At 68.2% G+C, this 15,926-nt stretch carries 15 protein-coding genes; 8 read left to right on the top strand and 7 right to left on the bottom strand.

The genetic code is table 11. The features are described from left to right. Window positions 1-198: 198 nt before the first annotated feature. On the top strand, window positions 199-1,035 hold the full coding sequence (locus BJ997_RS15835; protein ID WP_084141349.1) for an ABC transporter ATP-binding protein: 837 nt from the start codon (window positions 199-201) through the stop codon (window positions 1,033-1,035). Beyond that, window positions 1,017-2,588 carry a hypothetical protein gene (locus BJ997_RS15830; RefSeq protein WP_035837667.1) on the top strand — a complete coding sequence of 524 codons (1,572 nt, stop codon included), beginning with the start codon at window positions 1,017-1,019 and terminating at the stop codon, window positions 2,586-2,588. Before BJ997_RS15835 ends, BJ997_RS15830 begins: the two co-directional genes overlap by 19 nt. A 28-nt stretch (window positions 2,589-2,616) precedes the next feature. On the opposite strand, the gene BJ997_RS15825 is transcribed toward BJ997_RS15830, so the two are convergent. The 4 genes from BJ997_RS15825 to BJ997_RS15810 all read right to left on the bottom strand — a co-directional run bounded on the left by BJ997_RS15825 (window position 2,617) and on the right by BJ997_RS15810 (window position 6,270). Next, complete coding sequence (locus BJ997_RS15825) at window positions 2,617-3,525, bottom strand: hypothetical protein (RefSeq protein WP_052542420.1); 909 nt, start codon at window positions 3,523-3,525, stop codon at window positions 2,617-2,619. Window positions 3,526-3,614: 89 nt separating this feature from the next. Continuing rightward, window positions 3,615-4,127, bottom strand: coding sequence for a hypothetical protein (locus tag BJ997_RS15820; RefSeq protein WP_052542419.1), 513 nt, complete (start codon window positions 4,125-4,127; stop codon window positions 3,615-3,617). 184 nt (window positions 4,128-4,311) lie between these two features. Further along, entirely contained in the window at window positions 4,312-5,163 is an 852-nt protein-coding gene (locus tag BJ997_RS15815; RefSeq protein WP_035837664.1) for a universal stress protein, read from the bottom strand. A 51-nt stretch (window positions 5,164-5,214) separates the two neighbouring features. Next, window positions 5,215-6,270, bottom strand: a complete 1,056-nt coding sequence (locus BJ997_RS15810) for a zinc-dependent alcohol dehydrogenase family protein (RefSeq protein ID WP_035837662.1) — start codon at window positions 6,268-6,270, stop codon at window positions 5,215-5,217. Window positions 6,271-6,490: 220 nt separating this feature from the next. Here BJ997_RS15810 and BJ997_RS15805 point away from each other — a divergent pair, with 220 nt between their 5' ends. Then, a complete protein-coding gene (locus tag BJ997_RS15805; protein WP_035837660.1) occupies window positions 6,491-7,351 on the top strand; it encodes a universal stress protein in 861 nt (286 codons plus the stop codon). A gap of 60 nt (window positions 7,352-7,411) precedes the next feature. Here the strand turns inward: BJ997_RS15805 and BJ997_RS15800 are convergent, their stop codons facing one another. Together BJ997_RS15800 and BJ997_RS15795 are read right to left on the bottom strand one after the other, a co-directional pair. Beyond that, on the bottom strand, window positions 7,412-8,065 hold the full coding sequence (locus tag BJ997_RS15800; RefSeq protein WP_035837658.1) for a response regulator: 654 nt from the start codon (window positions 8,063-8,065) through the stop codon (window positions 7,412-7,414). Between the two features lie 105 nt (window positions 8,066-8,170). Further along, window positions 8,171-8,485: a metal-sensitive transcriptional regulator gene (locus BJ997_RS15795; protein WP_052542418.1), complete on the bottom strand. Its 315-nt coding sequence runs from the start codon at window positions 8,483-8,485 to the stop codon at window positions 8,171-8,173. A gap of 90 nt (window positions 8,486-8,575) precedes the next feature. On the opposite strand from BJ997_RS15795, the gene BJ997_RS15790 reads away from it, so the two are divergent. Together BJ997_RS15790 and BJ997_RS15785 are read left to right on the top strand one after the other, a co-directional pair. Further along, a complete protein-coding gene (locus tag BJ997_RS15790; protein ID WP_035837656.1) occupies window positions 8,576-8,800 on the top strand; it encodes a heavy-metal-associated domain-containing protein in 225 nt (74 codons plus the stop codon). Further along, window positions 8,797-11,052, top strand: a complete 2,256-nt coding sequence (locus BJ997_RS15785) for a heavy metal translocating P-type ATPase (protein ID WP_035837653.1) — start codon at window positions 8,797-8,799, stop codon at window positions 11,050-11,052. The genes BJ997_RS15790 and BJ997_RS15785 overlap by 4 nt, the downstream gene beginning before the upstream one ends. Window positions 11,053-11,076: 24 nt before the next feature. On the opposite strand, the gene BJ997_RS15780 is transcribed toward BJ997_RS15785, so the two are convergent. Next, a complete protein-coding gene (locus tag BJ997_RS15780) occupies window positions 11,077-13,197 on the bottom strand; it encodes a heavy metal translocating P-type ATPase (protein ID WP_420827200.1) in 2,121 nt (706 codons plus the stop codon). 239 nt (window positions 13,198-13,436) lie between these two features. Here BJ997_RS15780 and BJ997_RS15775 point away from each other — a divergent pair, with 239 nt between their 5' ends. From BJ997_RS15775 to BJ997_RS15765, 3 genes are read left to right on the top strand one after another with little or no spacing between them, the layout of a single operon-like run. Next, window positions 13,437-15,134 (top strand): FAD-dependent oxidoreductase, encoded by a 1,698-nt coding sequence (locus BJ997_RS15775; RefSeq protein ID WP_183323602.1) that lies wholly within the window; start codon window positions 13,437-13,439, stop codon window positions 15,132-15,134. After that, the gene (locus tag BJ997_RS15770; protein WP_035837652.1) at window positions 15,131-15,433 is read left to right on the top strand and encodes a rhodanese-like domain-containing protein; all 303 of its coding nucleotides are present in this window, start codon (window positions 15,131-15,133) and stop codon (window positions 15,431-15,433) included. Before BJ997_RS15775 ends, BJ997_RS15770 begins: the two co-directional genes overlap by 4 nt. Before the next feature lies 1 nt (window position 15,434). After that, window positions 15,435-15,713 carry a metal-sensitive transcriptional regulator gene (locus BJ997_RS15765; protein WP_035837650.1) on the top strand — a complete coding sequence of 93 codons (279 nt, stop codon included), beginning with the start codon at window positions 15,435-15,437 and terminating at the stop codon, window positions 15,711-15,713. Window positions 15,714-15,926 lie beyond the last annotated feature (213 nt).

Raw genomic sequence — 15,926 nt, 5'->3', positions numbered from 1 at the left:
TCCGTCGCGGGGAAGAGGCCATCAGAATCGCTCATACGCAATTTTCCCAGACCAACACCCCAAGCCCGGGAAATCGACCGGCGTTTTAAACTTTGGTGTTACTGACCCACGCTCCTAGCCTGAGAAGGAGTTCAGAATGTCGGGGGGAACACGGCAGGCTCGCAGTACGACGAATGTGATCAGGAAGAGGCCCAGCCCATGCCGGAGTTCACCGAAACCGAGCCGGTCGCCGAGCGGGGCGACGCAGCCCTGCCGGCCCCCTCGCCCCCGCCAGCGGACGCCACGGCGGCGCTCTCCATCCGCGGGCTCGGCAAGCGCTTCGGCGAGACCGTGGCCGTGAATGGCATCAACCTCGACGTTCCCGTTGGCTCGTTTTACGGCCTCGTGGGTCCGAACGGCGCCGGAAAGACCACGACCCTCTCGATGGCGACCGGGCTGCTGCGCCCCGACGTGGGCCAGATCTGGATCCAGGGCGTCGACGTGTGGAAGAACCCTCTCGAGGCCAAGCGACTCGTGGGAATCCTCGCCGACGGCGTACGGCTCTTCGACAGGCTCTCCGGCGAACAGCTCGTCACGTATTCCGGTTTGCTCTCGGGCATGACCCGCGAAACCGTGGCCGAGCGCGTGGCCGACCTGCTGCGCCTGCTCGACCTGCAAGACGCCGCGGGCGCCCTCGTCGTGGACTATTCGGCCGGCATGACCAAGAAGATCGCGCTGGCCTGCGCACTCGTGCACGCCCCGCGGCTTCTCGTGCTCGACGAGCCATTCGAATCGGTCGACCCGGTGTCTGCCGCGAACATCCGCGACATTCTGCAGGGCTACGTGCGGTCGGGCGGCACCGTGATCGTGTCGAGCCACGCCATGGACCTCGTGCAGCGGATGTGTGACCACGTCGCCGTGATCGCCGCCGGCCGTGTCGTGGCCGCCGGCACCATCGACGAGGTGCGCAACGGGTCCACCCTCGAGGACCGCTTCGTGGAACTCGTGGGCGGCCGCCACCGTGCAGAGGGGCCGACGTGGTTAAACATCTCGTAACCCTGCGGCTGCTTCTGCTGCGCAACACCCTGCGCCGCAGTCCGTGGCAACTCGTGGCCGTCATTTTCGGCGCCCTCTACGGGCTGGGCCTGCTCGCCGGCGTGACCTTCGGCCTCTTCGCTCTCAGCAACGCGCCGGTCGATCTCGCCCGCACTGTCGTCGTGCTGGCCGGGTCCGCCACGATCCTCGGCTGGCTCGTACTCCCTCTCGTGGTCTCCGGCATCGACCAGACCCTCGACACCGCCCGGCTGGTGAACTTTCCGATCCCGCTCGGCCAGCTGCTGGTCGGCCTCGCCATCGCCGGAGTGCTCGGCATTCCCGGCATTGTCACGGTGCTCGCGGCGCTCGCCACGGCCGGAACCTGGTGGAGGCATCCGCTCATCGCCGCGGTGGCACTCGTCTGTGCGGCGCTCGCCGCACTCACCTGTGTGGTGGGATCCCGCATGGTGACGTCTCTCAGCTCCACGCTCACGTCCGGGCGCCGGTTTCGTGAAGTGGGCGGAACGCTCATCCTCATCCCGTTGTTCCTCGCCGGGCCCATCCTCGCCGGTGCCTTCAGCGGCATCCAGGACGCGCAGGACGCACTGCCGAGTGCGGCCGCGGCGCTGTCCTGGACACCGCTCGGCGCACTGTGGGCCGTTCCCTCGGAGCTCGCGCTCGGCCACTACGGCATCGCCGGGCTGAAGTTTCTGATCGGAATCGCGACGCTCGTGGTGATGGCGTTCGTCTGGCGGCGCGCTCTGGCCGTCGTGCTCGTCACGCCGGCCCGATCCACGTCGCGAAAGACGAACAAGGGCAATATCGGCCTCTTCGCGTTCGTACCCGAGACGCCCACCGGCGCGGTGCTGGCGCGGTCGCTCACCTACTGGATTCGCGACCCGCGGTATTCCAAGCAGCTCATCCTCGTGCCGCTGATGCCCGCGCTCCTGTGGTTCTACAGCTCCACCAACGACTCGCTCGCCTTCTTCAACGCGATGGCTCCGATCGCGGCGCTCTTCCTGGCCCTCGCCATCTACACCGATCTCTCCTACGACAACACAGCATTCGCCACCCACATGTCGCTCGGTGTCACCGGCCTTGCCGATCGCACCGGGCGAGCCCTGGCCGTACTGGTCTTTGCGGGACCTGTGGTGGTGATCTTCTCGGTCGTGTCGGTGTGGCTGTCCGGCTCGTGGACCTTGCTGCCGGGCATCCTCGGGCTCTCGATCGGCATCCTGTTGAGCGGGCTCGGGCTCTCGAGCGTGTCCTCGGCCACCGTGGTGGTTCCGGTTCCGGCGCCGGGCGATAGCCCGTTCAAGACGCCGCCAGGCTCGGGCTTCACGACCTTCGTGTCGTCGTTCGCCACCTGGGGCATCCTCGCCGTGCTCGTGGCGCCCGAGCTCATCCTGCTGATCGTCGCCGCGGCCACGGGCACCGTGCTCTTCAGCTGGCTCGCGCTCGCCGTAGGTCTCATGCTCGGTCCGGCGTTCTTCACGTTGGGCATTCGCTGGGGAGCCGCACGCCTCGACCGGCGTGCCCCTGAGCTGCTCGAGTCGCTCGCTCTGCAGAAGTAGCGTCACCCAGCGGATGCTGCCGCCCGCGTCACAGTGCGGGCAGCAGCTCCGGCGTGCGGCAGGTCTGGCCGGAGGGGTAGTTCAGGCATTCGCCGAGCACAGCTGGGTAGGGCATTGCCGTAGGGTCGCCGAACCACTGCTCGTAAAACGCCCAGAAGTTGAGGTTGCCGTACGTCGAGCATCCGTCGCCGGTGTCGCCCACGTTCGCGACGGCGGCCGCGTTGGGCTGGTAGGGCGTGTAGTTGTAGAGGTTCGCGGTGGCCTGGTTCTGGATGTCGACAGTACTGTCCCCGCACTCGGCGTTGGGGTTGAAGCCCACGTTCACGGGGCCGCGCTGGTACGCCCGGTCTGGTTCCTGGGTGTACTGCCGAAACTGCCAGGCCGCGTTGTACACCTGGTTGAAGAAGCCGAAGTACTCGGTGTTGCAGTCGGCGGTGTCCGGGCAGGCGTAGCCGGTGGCCCGCAGGTACCCGCTTTCGGTGGGGCGGGTGAGCAGGGACTGCTCCTTCTGCAGCAGAACAAGCAGTACCCGCGGCGAGATGGTGCAGGCCTCGGCGACCTTCGCGATGATGCGGCTGGCCTTCTCGTTCGGCGCGCCCAGGTAGGCGTCGCAGTGGCCGAGCTGTTGAACCGGCTCATCCGTCGTGGTTTCCCGGTACTCCCACGCGCACGGGGACGCGTCGGTGCGTACGCAACTGCGCTCCTCAAGGAACGTCTGGATCTCGTCCTCGGTCATGGCGTCGGGGTTGAAGAAGTTGTAGTCGCTCACGATCGAACCCGGGTCGAAGGTCGACGGTTCGTCGGCCGCGACGAGCAGATGTTGCGGTGCAGCGTGAGCGGGCGCGGGCGGCATCCCCACCACAAGGGCGGTGCCGATCAGGGCCGCGATGGTCGCCAAGGCGAAGAACCGGTGGTGCGCCGCGGCAAGAGTCCTCATGCAAAAACCCTAGCTCGGCCCGATCCGACCACGCTGGGAACCCCGGCCGGCCCGTTGTGCGAGGTGGTGGCGCCGCGATGGAGGCTCGGCTAGCCGGGGAGCTCGGCCACGTCCATGCCGTCGGGCTCCGGCTCGCGCGGGTCGGTGCGGGCAGCGGGCCGTGCGCCGATGCCGGGCCGCACCATTCGCTGACGCGGTGCCTCGACCAGCTTCGGGGCCACGCCGAGCAGCCCGAGTACCCCGATGAGTTGCAGTGCGCCGAGCGCGAAGTAGAGCGCCTGCAGCCAGGAATATTCGGTGAGGATCGCCAGCTCCGCGAAGACCCAGATCACCATGCCGAAGCCGGCGATCGTCGCCAGGATCAGGGCCGCTCGCCGCCTCGCGAGCAGCGCGATGGCACTGGCCAGCTGGGTGCCGCCCACGACGACGCCCAGGATGACCCCCGGTACGACGAAGGAGGCGAACGGCGTGCCGGCGAGATAGCTGAGCGGAACGCCGGCACCGTTGGCGACAATTCCCAGCGCGGCCCCGGCGAACGCCGAGATGGCGCCGAAGACCAGTAGGCTCACGAGTAAACGCGTCACGAATGTGTGAGAAAGCACGCGTTTCCGCCCTTCAGGTTGTCGCTTGTCTGACCCCGTCACCGATCAGGTTACGGCCGCCGGGCGGCACCAATACAGGGCCTTTCGGCCCCACCTCCGGTCGCGGCACTCGTTTGCTCGGCCGGCACTCGTTCAGACGAGTGCCGGGCAGGCAGAGACGTGCCGCGAGCGGCAGTCAGGCGCGTCAGGGAGTGGAGGAGGCGTTCACCACCACGGTGGGGGACTGGATGTTGAGCACGAGGGAGTGGCTGACCGACCCGAGGAGGAATCGCTTGATGCCGTGCACGCCGTGGTTTCCCACCACGAGCAGGGCGGCACTGCGGGCGGCCTCGAGCAGAGCCCACTGCGCGGCCCCGCGCACGAGTGAGGACCGCACGCGCAGGTCGGGGTACGACACCTGGGCCAGGGCCACCGATTCGTCGAGCACGTTTTGATGGATGTCTTCGAGGGACTGCAGAAATTCCAGGTCGGGAATGGCCGACTCCGGCCACACGAGCGGCTCCTGCCAGGCGTGCACGGCGTGCAGTTCGTCGCCGGTGCGGTTGGCTTCGGCGGCGGCGAACTGCACCGCGGCGTTGGCGGCCGCGGAGCCGTCGACGCCGACGACTACTCCCACGCCCTGCACCCCGTTGCTCTCGGGGATGATGGCGACCGGCCCGTTCGCGGCTCCCGCGAGGCGGGCGCCCACCGACCATTCGTAGCGCACGGTCGGCCCCTCACGGCGGTGGGTGCCCACAACCACGAGCGCGTTCTCGGTCGAGAGACGCTTGAGTTCTTCGATCGGATCGCCCGGCAGCAGCTCTGACCGCACCTGCACGGAAGGGTGGGCCTCCTGCACGCGATCGGCGTCGTTCTTCAGGGCGATCGGGGCCGACGCGGCAACGGATTCCGGCATGAAGTAGTCCGCGGATTCGCTCGTGCGGTCGACCACGCGAACCATCACGAGTTCGCCCCCGGCGGAGCGTTCGAGCGCCCACTCCAGCGCTGCCTTCGAGGGCGGACGGCCATCCCAGGCCACGATCGACTTCTCAATCACGTTCTCTTCCTTCCACCGGAAACACAGGAGACGACGCACTCGACGGTAATGCTAGCGGGCGATGACGACCTTAAGTGCTTTTGTTTCGGCAGCACGGCCAAAGGTGTCGTACGCCTCGAGGAATTGATCGAACGTGAAGTGGTGCGTGGCAAGCTTCTCGGCGGGCAGTTTGCCCTTGGCCACGAGCTTGAGCAGCATCTTGGTGGTGTTGGCGTTCACCAATCCCATGCTGATGTTGATGTTCTGGATCCACAGGTTTTCGAGGTGCAGGTCGACGGGGGCGCCGTGAACGCCCACGTTGGCGACGTTGCCGCCGGGGCGCACGATTTCGGTGGCCATCGTGAAGGTCTGCGGAATGCCGACGGCTTCGATGGCCACGTCGACGCCGGCTCCGTCGGTGAGGGCGAGCACCTGCTCTTTCCAGTCTGCGGAACCTGACACCACGGCATCCGTTGCACCGAAGTCGCGCGCGCGGGCGAGACGGTTCTCGTCGAGGTCGATCGCGATGATGGTCGCAGCGCCGTAGAGCCCGGCGGTGGCGATAGCAGCGAGGCCGACCGGGCCGGCGCCGATCACGGCGACGACGTCTCCGGGCTTGACCCTGCCGTACTGCACGCCGATCTCGAAACCGGTCGGCAAGATGTCCGAGAGCATCACGGCCTGGTCGTCGCTGACGCCATCCGGCACCCTGTGCAGGGAGTTTTCGGCGTACGGCACGCGCACGAGCTCGGCCTGGGTGCCGTCGATGAGATGGCCGAAGACCCAGCCGATGCCGGATGCGCCCTCGTCGCCGAGGCAGTGTGAAAAGAGCTGGGCGCTGCAGTTGACGCAATGACCGCAGGACTTAATGCACGAGATAATGACCCGGTCGCCCACCGCCAGGCTCGACACAGAGGCGCCGATTTCGGTGATCGTGCCCACGCCCTCGTGGCCGAGGATACGCCCGACGGCGACGGCGGGCACGTCGCCCTTGAGGATGTGCAGGTCGGTTCCGCAGATCGTGGTGGTGTCTACGCGCACGATGACATCGGTGGGGTTTTCAATCGTCGGATCGGGAACCTCGGTCCAGCTCTTCAGACCGGGGCCGCCGTAAACGAGTGCCTTCATTGGGTTTCTCCTCATCGAGCCGCACGGAAGCGGTGAGGCTCACAGTAGGGGTAGCGAGCGACGCAGGCCTAGGGCCAAAAGTCATATCGGTCCCGTACCGGGACCTCTGCCCCTAGCCGTGCCCGAGCAGATGCGGGATAGTGAGCGTGAGCAGCGACTCGGCTGCCCCAACCGGGAGGCCGTCAGCGACGACACTCCCCTCGAAAGACGAGGTAGACCCGTGAACCGGAAGATTGTCGTCGGCGTCGATGAATTGGAACCCAGTGGGGCGGCGCTGGAATGGGCGTTGCGCCGGGCGGAAGAGCTCGACGCTCCCGTCGCGCTCGTGCACACGGTGCAGGCCGCGTGGCTGGCCGAGGGCTACGGCTACTACAACACCATCATCAATGAGGAAGAAGCCCTGGTGCGCCAGATCGAATCGCGCGCGGCAGAACTCGCGCCCACGGTGACCGCGACGGCCACGTTGCGCACGGGGACGGCACCGCACGTGCTGAGCGAGCTGTCGGAAGACGCGAGTCTCATCGTCGTGGGCACCGACCGCAAGACCGGTTTCGACGGGGACTTCTTCGGCAGCGTCAGCTTGCAGATCGCGGCGCAGAGCGCCTGTCCGGTGGCCGTGATTCCCCACTTGCCGTTCGGTGACCGCACCGGAGTGGTCGTGGGAGTCGACGGTTCCGAAGACGCTCTTGACGCCGTGGAATTTGCCGCAGCGGAGGCCGACCGCACCGGCCAGGAACTCACCGCGGTGTACGCGGCGCGCGTTCCCACCCAGCGCGTGCTCAAGCACATTCCGGAGGAGAGCATCGCGGAACGCCTCGACGAGGAACGCGTGGTGCTGGCCGAATCCGTGGCCGGACTCACCAGCCGCTACCCGGATCTCGTGGTTCATCAGGTTCTCGTCACCGACGATACCCCGGCCCGGGCGCTGCTGCACGCGGCCGCGCACGCGCAGCTTCTCGTGGTGGGCAGCCATGGCCGCGGCGCGCTCAGTCGACTGTGGATGGGCTCGGTCAGCCACGAGGTGCTCGGCCAGGCGCCGTGCCCCACCGTGATCACGCGCACCCGGCGCAAGAAGGCGTAACCGCTTGCAGGCAGTGGATGTGGCGGCCAGACGGGCCGCCGCATCCGCTCTGCTGAGCGCCTAGCGCTCGCCGCGCTGGGTGACCACGTACACCGCGGCCTGGGTGCGACGCTGGAAGTCGAGCTTGGCGAGCATCGACGATACATAGTTCTTTACCGTCTTCTCGGCGAGGAACATGGACTGGGCGATAGCGCGGTTGGTGAGGCCCTCCCCGATGAGATCGAGAACCTTGCGTTCCTGCGGGGTGAGTGAGGCGAGCCGGGCATCTTGCGGGTCTGCCATGCCTTGGATCACCTCGGCACGAACGGCGGGGTCGAACAGGCTCTCTCCGGCGGCGGCTCGCCGGATGGTGTCGAGCAGATCGTCGCTGCGGATCTCCTTCAGCACGTACCCGGCGGCGCCGGCGAGGATGGCGCCGCGCAGTGCGTGCTCATCGTCGTAGCTTGTGAGGATCACGCACTGCAGCGTGGGATCGATCGACCGGACATCGCGGCAGACCTCGATGCCGGTGCCGTCGGGGAGTCGGGCGTCCAAAATAGAGACGTCGGGGTGCAGCGCGGGGATGCGGCGGGTGGCTTCTTCGGCCAGTCCAGTGTCGCCGACAATTTCGAAGCCTTCCCCCTCGAGGAGTTCGCGCAGGCCACGGCGCACAAGATCATGGTCGTCGAGGATGAAAACCCGGGTGGGGGTGGTCGTGCTGGGCCGGTCGGCCATTGTGCTCCTCTCATACCCGGCGGCGCATGCGGCCCGCTCGGAATCCCTATTGTCCCCCGCAGGGGCGCAGGCGGGTAGGGCCGAATGGCCGTAGACGCCGAGAACTCAGGAGCGAACGAGCCGCGCGATGGCGGCAGAGGCCTCCTGGATCTTGGCGTCGGCCTCGGGGCCGCCGGCCTCGGCGGCGTGGCGCACACAGTGGTTCAGGTGGTCGTCGAGCAGGCCCAGGGCGACCGACTGCAGCGCGCTGGTCATGGCTGAGACTTGGGTGAGGATGTCGATGCAGTACTTGTCATCGGTCACCATGCCCTGCAGCCCGCGCGCCTGGCCCTCGATGCGGCGCAGGCGCTTGAGGTAGTCGTCTTTGTTCGAAATGTACCCGTGCGCCCCGGTGTGCGCGTTCGGTATGTCGTCTGGCATGGTTTGTGAGCCCTTCGTGTTTGCTACCCCCGAGGGGTATGCTCAAGATTAGCTCTTTCCCGGGCGCACGACAAGAATGAGGGGGATCCCATGACCACCACCACGTATCTCGTAACCGGAATGACCTGCGGGCACTGCGTCGCGAGCGTCACAGAAGAGATCGGCCTGATCGCGGGCGCCGAAGAGGTGACCGTGGAGCTCGTGAAAGGCGGCGAATCAGCGGTCACTGTGACGAGCGCGCATGACCTCGACCCGACGGCCGTCGAGGCCGCGATTGAAGAAGCCGGCTACCAGCTCGCTCTGCAGAACTCATGAGCACCCAGGTCGATCTCCTCGTCGGAGGGATGACCTGCACCTCGTGCGCGGCGCGCATTGAAAAGAAGCTGAACCGGATGCCAGGGGTCGAGGCCACTGTCAACTACGCCACGGAAAAGGCCACCGTCTCCATGCCCGTCGGTACCTCGGTAGCCGACGCTATCGCCACCATAGAGGCCACCGGCTACACGGCCGTGTTGCCGCTGCCGCCCGACGCGACCGCGGATCCCGCCGACGGCCCGGACGGCGAGGTGGAGCAGCTGCGACGGCGAACACTCGTGTCGGCGGCGCTGTCACTTCCGGTCGCGTTGCTCTCGATGATTCCGGTGCTGCAGTTCGACAACTGGCAGTGGCTCGCACTCACCCTCGCCGCCCCCGTGGCGGTCTGGGGAGCCTGGCCCTTCCACCGCGCGGCGTTCACGAATGCCCGCCACGGTGCCGCCACCATGGACACCCTCGTGAGCGTCGGCGTGCTCGCGGCCCTCGGCTGGTCGCTCTACGCCCTGTTCTTCGGCACCGCGGGCATGGTCGGCATGACGATGGCGTTCAGTTTTACCGCGTCACCGCACGGCGGGGCCGGCGAGATCTACCTTGAGGTGGCATCCGCTGTCACGGTGTTCATTCTGGCCGGGCGCTACGCGGAGGCTCGTGCGAAGCGGCGCTCGGGGGCGGCGCTGCTCGCCCTGCTCGAACTCGGCGCCAAGGAGACCACTCTGCTGCGAGGCGGCGTGGAGACGAGGGTCGCCACGTCGACCCTCGTGGTGGGCGACCGGTTCGTGGTGCGTCCCGGCGAGAAGATCGCCACCGACGGCAACGTCGTCGATGGCAACTCCGCCGTGGACGCGAGCATGCTCACCGGAGAATCCGTGCCGGTGGAGGTGGGCCCCGGCGATGCCGTGGTGGGCGCCACCCTCAACGCCGGCGGGCGACTGGTCGTGCAGGCCACCCGGGTGGGAGCGGACACCGAACTCGCGCACATCGGGCGCCTCGTGGAACAGGCGCAGACCGGCAAGGCCGACGTGCAGCGGCTCGCCGACCGCGTCTCGGCCATCTTCGTGCCGATCGTGATTATTCTGGCTCTCGCCACCCTGGCCACCTGGCTGTTGATCGGCGGTGGGGCGGAGCTCGCGTTCACGGCGGCGGTGGCGACCCTGATCATCGCCTGCCCCTGCGCTCTGGGGCTGGCCACGCCCACCGCTTTGCTCGTGGGCACCGGCCGCGGCGCCCAACTCGGCATCCTGATCAAGGGCCCGCAGGTGCTCGAATCCACCCGCCGGGTCGACACGATAGTGCTCGACAAAACCGGCACGGTGACGACCGGCGTGATGACCCTCGCCACGACGATGGCGATTTCCTGCAGCAGCGTCGACGAGCTGCTGAGGTTCGCCGGCGCCGCCGAAAGCGGCTCCGAGCATCCGATCGCCGCCGCCATCACGGCCGGGGCCCGGGCCCGGATCGGCGAACTGCCCGCCCTGAGCTCCTTCGCCTCGGAGCGGGGGCTCGGCGTGCAGGCCGTCGTCGACGGGCACCTCGTGCTCGTGGGCCGGCCTCAGTGGCTCGCTGATTCGTGGAGCATCGCGCTCCCGGTGGAGCTGCAGGCCGTGCTCGGCATGGCCGAAAGTCGCGGCGAGACCGCGGTGGTCGTGGCCTGGGACGGCAAGGCCCGCGGCATTCTGGGCGTGTCCGACGTGGTCAAGCCCACGAGTGCCGCTGCGGTGGCGCACTTTCGGAGCCTCGGACTCACCCCCTTGCTCCTCACCGGCGACAACGAGGTGGTGGCGCGGGCAGTGGCCGCCGAGGTAGGCATCACCGAGGTGAGTTCCGGCGTGCTGCCGGCGGGCAAGGCTGACTTCATTCGGGCGCTGCAGGCGCGCGGAGCCGTGGTGGCCATGGTCGGCGACGGCGTGAACGACGCGGTGGCGCTCGCCACCGCCGACCTCGGCATCGCCATGGGAACGGGAACCGACGTGGCCATCGAGGCGAGCGACCTCACCCTGGTGCGCAGCGACCTGATGGCGGCAGCGGATGCCATCCGGCTGTCCCGCCGTACGCTCGGCACGATCAAGGCCAACCTGTTCTGGGCGTTTGCGTACAACGTGGCGGCGATTCCGCTTGCCATGCTCGGCCTGCTCAACCCGCTCATCGCGGGGGCGGCCATGGCCCTGTCGTCGGTGTTCGTGGTGACGAACAGCCTGCGTCTTCGGCGGTTCCGAGCGCTCGCGGCATCCGCTCGTAGGGTTGCCGGTGCATAACTCCTGCAAATCGGGACGGGCTGGTCACACGGCCGCGTCATTCCGGGGGTGAATTGTGGCCAGCCCAGAATCTGCAGGAGTTATGCGAGGGGTGGTCAGGACCGGGCGCAGGTCGAGGCGACGCAGCAACTGGGCGTTGAGGGCCACGACCACAGTGGACACTGACATGAGCAGCGCCCCGACCGACATGGGCAGCACGAACCCGATCGGGGCGAGCACCCCGGCGGCGAGCGGCACAGAGATCAGGTTGTAACCGGCCGCCCACCACAGGTTCTGCTTCATCTTGCGGTACGACGCCCGGGAGAGTTCGATCACCGAGAGTACCGAACGCGGGTCGTCGCTCGCGAGGATCACGCCGGCCGACGCGATCGCGACATCCGTTCCGGCGCCGATGGCGATGCCCACGTTGGCCTGCGCGAGGGCCGGAGCGTCGTTCACGCCGTCGCCGACCATCGCCACCGAGTGGCCTTCGGCCTGCAGCTCGGCCACCTTGGCGGCCTTGTCGCTGGGATGCACGCCCGCGAAGACGCGGTCAATGCCAAGTTCGGCGGCCACCGACCGGGCCACGGCCTCGGCGTCGCCGGTGATCATGACCACCTGCACGCCGAGGGAGTGCAGCTCGTCGACGGCCTGCCGGGACTCCTCTCGCACCTCGTCGGCGAGGGCGATCGCGCCGAGCACCCTCTCGCCATCGAGTACGTGCAGCACAATCTCGCCCGCGGCGGACCAGGCGCGAGTGGCCTCGATCGGGGCCGCGAAGCGCGCGCGCAGCAGTCCCGGTCCGCCCACGCCGATCTGTCGACCGGCGACGACCGCCGTGACGCCGACGGCGGCTCTGGCCTGAAATTCGGTCGCCTTCGGCACCGCGAGGCCGCGGGTGACCGCAGCGGCCACGATCGCCTTCGCCAGCGGATGCTCGCTGTCGGCCTCCACCGACGCCGCCAGAGCCACCACGTCGGCCTCGGTCTGGCCGGCGGCTGCCAGGACCCGGGTGACGACGGGTTCGCCCTTCGTGAGGGTTCCGGTCTTGTCGAAGAGCACGCTCGTCACGAGGCGCATGCTCTCGAGGGCGAGCCTGTCCTTCACGAGCACCCCGCCGCGGGCGGCCCGTTCGGTGGCGATCGACACCACGAGGGGAATCGCCAGTCCCAGGGCATGCGGGCAGGCGATGACGAGCACGGTGATGGTTCGGATGACTGCGTCGTCGGGGTAGCCGAGCAGGGTCCAGACGAGGAATGTGAGCAGCCCCGATCCAAGGGCGAACCAGAACAGCCAGCCCGCCGCCCGGTCGGCAATGCGCTGGGCCCGGCTCGACGAGCCCTGTGCTTCGGCGACGAGGCGGGAGATGCCGGCGAGGGCGGTATCGTCGCCGACCGCGTCGACGCGCACCCGCAACGCCGAGTCCGTGGCGACGGCGCCGGCCACGACGCGATCGCCGGGGCCGCGTGACACCGGTCGCGATTCGCCGGTGAGCATGGACTCATCCACGTCGGCGGTGCCTTCGGTCACCGTGCCGTCGGCGGGAATACGGCCGCCGGGGCGTACCATCACCAGGTCGCCGAGCACGAGCTCCGACGGGTGCACGATCACGGTCTGATCGCCGTCGATGCGCTCGGCCTCGTCGGGGAGCAGGGCTGCAAGCGATTCCAGTGCCGTGCTGGTCTGGGCCAGGGAGCGCATTTCGATCCAGTGGCCGAGCAGCATGATCACGATGAGCAGGGCGAGTTCCCACCAGAAGTCGAGGGCGTGGTCGAGCAGGCCAAGGCTCGCCCCCCAGGAGGCGAGGAACGCCACCGTGATGGCGAGGGCGATGAGCAGCATCATGCCGGGCGCGCGGCTGCGCAGCTCGCTGACAGCGCCGGTGAGGAACGGGCGGCCGCCCCAGACGTACATCACGGTGCCGAGCACTGGGGAGACGAAGGCGAAGGCCGCCCCGTCGGGCAGGTCGTAGCCGATGATCTCGGCGAACATGTCGCTGAACAGGATCGTCGGCACGGCGAAGGCGAGCATGATCCAGAACAGGCGGCGGAACTGGCCCACGTGGTCGCCGTGGCCCGCGTGGGTCATCGCACCGTGTTCCACCGTGCCGTGGTTCTTGCCGTGGTTCATCGCACCGTGTTCCATCGTGCCGTGGTCTCCATGCATCTCGTTCATGCGCCCAGTTTATACCCCCATGGGGTACCGTTTGCAGGCCGGACCCGTGGCGAATTCAGGAAATCGGCCGCCGGCATTCGCTTTCGGGGCAGTAGCCTGCGGGTGCCAGGTGTCGAACTCCCCGGATCTCCTGAACTGGCCACGGGGGTAGGCCGCGGCGGGAGGGGTGCGGATGCTCAGGGTAGCGCCGGGTATACCCCTTGGGGTATAGTTCAGGCAGGAGGTTACACGTGAAAACTTTGATTGTGGGCGGGGTAGCGGGCGGAATGTCGGCGGCCACGAGGCTGCGCCGGCTCGACGAAACTGCGGAGATCGTGGTGTTCGAGCGCGGACAGTACGTATCGTTCGCCAACTGTGGGCTGCCGTATTACGTGGGCGGTGTGATCGAGGATCGCGCCCAGCTGCTGCTGCAGACGCCGGAATCGCTCACGGCCAGGTTTCGCCTCGACGTGCGCATCAACCACGAGGTGACCGGTATCGACCCCGCGGCGAAGACAGTGTCAGTGCGCCACGCGCTCACCGGCGAAACCTCCACCGAGAGCTACGATCGGCTGATTCTGGCCGCCGGCGCCGCCGCGCACGCCGGGGCGCACGATGTGCCCACCACCACCCTGCGCACGGTCGACGACGTGGACCACATCGAGGCCGTGCTCGCGGCCAAACCGGTTGGCGCCTCCGCAGTCGTGATCGGCGGCGGCTTCATCGGCCTCGAAGCCGTGGAAAACCTCGTGCACCGCGGCGTGCGCGTCACTCTCGTGCAGCGCGGAATGCAGGTGTTCACCCCCCTCGACCCCGAGATGGCCACCCCCGTGCTCGCCACCCTGCGCGAGCACGGCGTCGACGTGCGGCTCGGCACCACCGTGCTCGGCGCATCCGCTGGCGGCGGCATCGAGCTGAGCGACGGCACGAGCGTGCCGGCCGACCTGGTGATCGACGCGAGCGGCGTGCGCCCGGCGACGACCCTCGCCGCGCAGGCCGGCCTGCGCATTGGCGCCAGTGGCGGCGTGTGGGTCGACGAGACTCAACGCACGAGCGATGCCTTCATCTACGCGGTCGGCGACGGTGTGGAGAAAACGGATGCCGTGTCCGGCGACCCTCTGCTTGTCACCATGGCGGGCCTCGCCAACCGGCACGGACGCGCGGCGGCAGACAGCATCGCGGGCGAGCCCGAACCGTCGTCACGGGCGCTCGGCACCTCGATTCTGGGGCTTTTCGGCCTCACGGTTGCCCTGACCGGCTGGAGCGAGAAGCGTCTCGTCGCCGCCGGCCGGGCGCACCGGATCGCGCACACGCATCCGTCCTCGCACGCCGGGTACTATCCCGGAGCGCAGGGAATGAGCATGAAGTTGCTGATCGACGCGGAGACGGACGCCATCCTGGGTGCGCAGATCGTGGGCGGCGACGGCGTGGACAAGCGCATCGACGTGATCGCCACGGCGATGGCCGGCGGGCTCGCAGCATCCGCCCTGACCCGCCTCGAACTCGCCTACGCTCCGCAATACGGTTCGGCCAAAGACCCTGTGAACCAACTCGGGTACGTGGCCGACAACCTGCGGGCCGGCACGAGCCGCAACGTGCAGTGGCATGAACTGGCGGGGGCGCTGGCCGACGGCGGCGTACTCGTGGACGTGCGTAACCCCGGCGAATTCGAGGCCGGCAGCATTCCGGGGGCGATCAACGTGCCGCTCGACGAGCTGCGCGACCTGCTCGAAGGCCTGCCCGACGCCCCGCTGATCGTGCACTGCCAGGTGGGTCAGCGCGGCCACACGGCGGCACGTATTCTTACCCAGCACGGCTTCGACGTGCGCAACCTCGACGGCGGCTACCGAACCTGGCTCGCCGGCGACGCGATTGGCACCCGTTCTGTTTCCACCGAGATCCCCGAGACCACCGAAATCCCTGAAATCCCCGAAAGGATCCTCGCATGACCGAAATCACCGTAACCGAACTTGCCGCCCTCTCCGATGTCGTCGTGGTCGACGTGCGCGAGAACGACGAGTACGCCGCCGCACATGTGGCCGGCGTCACCCACATTCCGCTCGGCGAGGTCGTGGCGCGCACCGGCGAGATTCCGGAAGGTAGCCCCGTTTACGTGATCTGCGCCGCCGGTGGCCGCAGCGCGCAGGCCGCCGCGTACCTCCAGGCGCAGGGCTTTGACGCCGTCAACGTTGCGGGCGGAACCATCGCCTGGCAGCAGGCCGGCCTCCCCGTTCAGCACGGAGCCTGAGATGCCTGATTCCGTCGAATTCGACAGGGCGGCCAAGCAGAAGAAGATCGTGAACCGCTTGCGCCGGGCGCAGGGTCAGCTCGGCGCGGTCATCACCGCCGTCGAGAGCGGGGCCAACTGCAAGGACGTTGTCACCCAGCTCGCCGCGGTCTCCAGCGCGCTCGACCGTGCCGGTTTCGTGATCGTCTCCACCGCCATGCGGGAGTGCATCGAGACGCCGGACGGTAAGGACTCCCTCAGCGTCGACGAGCTCGAAAAGCTGTTCCTGACCCTCGCCTAGCCGTCCCCTGCAGTTGGTCGCCTTGTCGACCCCGCTCTTCGCCCTGTGCTTCGCCGCGAGATTCGCTCACGAGGTCGACGCGCCGCTGTCCCGCGTCGCGCCCGCTACCGCGGCGGCGTGGCGCGGGGGCGGCGCGACGCGCGCCCAAAAGCGGGCCCGCTGCTTGAGCGGGAGGGGGTGCGCGCGAAGGTGGCCCTTCCTAGCGGACACGAC

The organism is Cryobacterium roopkundense (assembly GCF_014200405.1).
GTDB lineage: Bacteria > Actinomycetota > Actinomycetes > Actinomycetales > Microbacteriaceae > Cryobacterium > Cryobacterium roopkundense.
The sequence above is the reverse complement of the archived record's forward strand: the minus strand, read 5'-3'. Positions and strand labels throughout refer to the sequence as shown.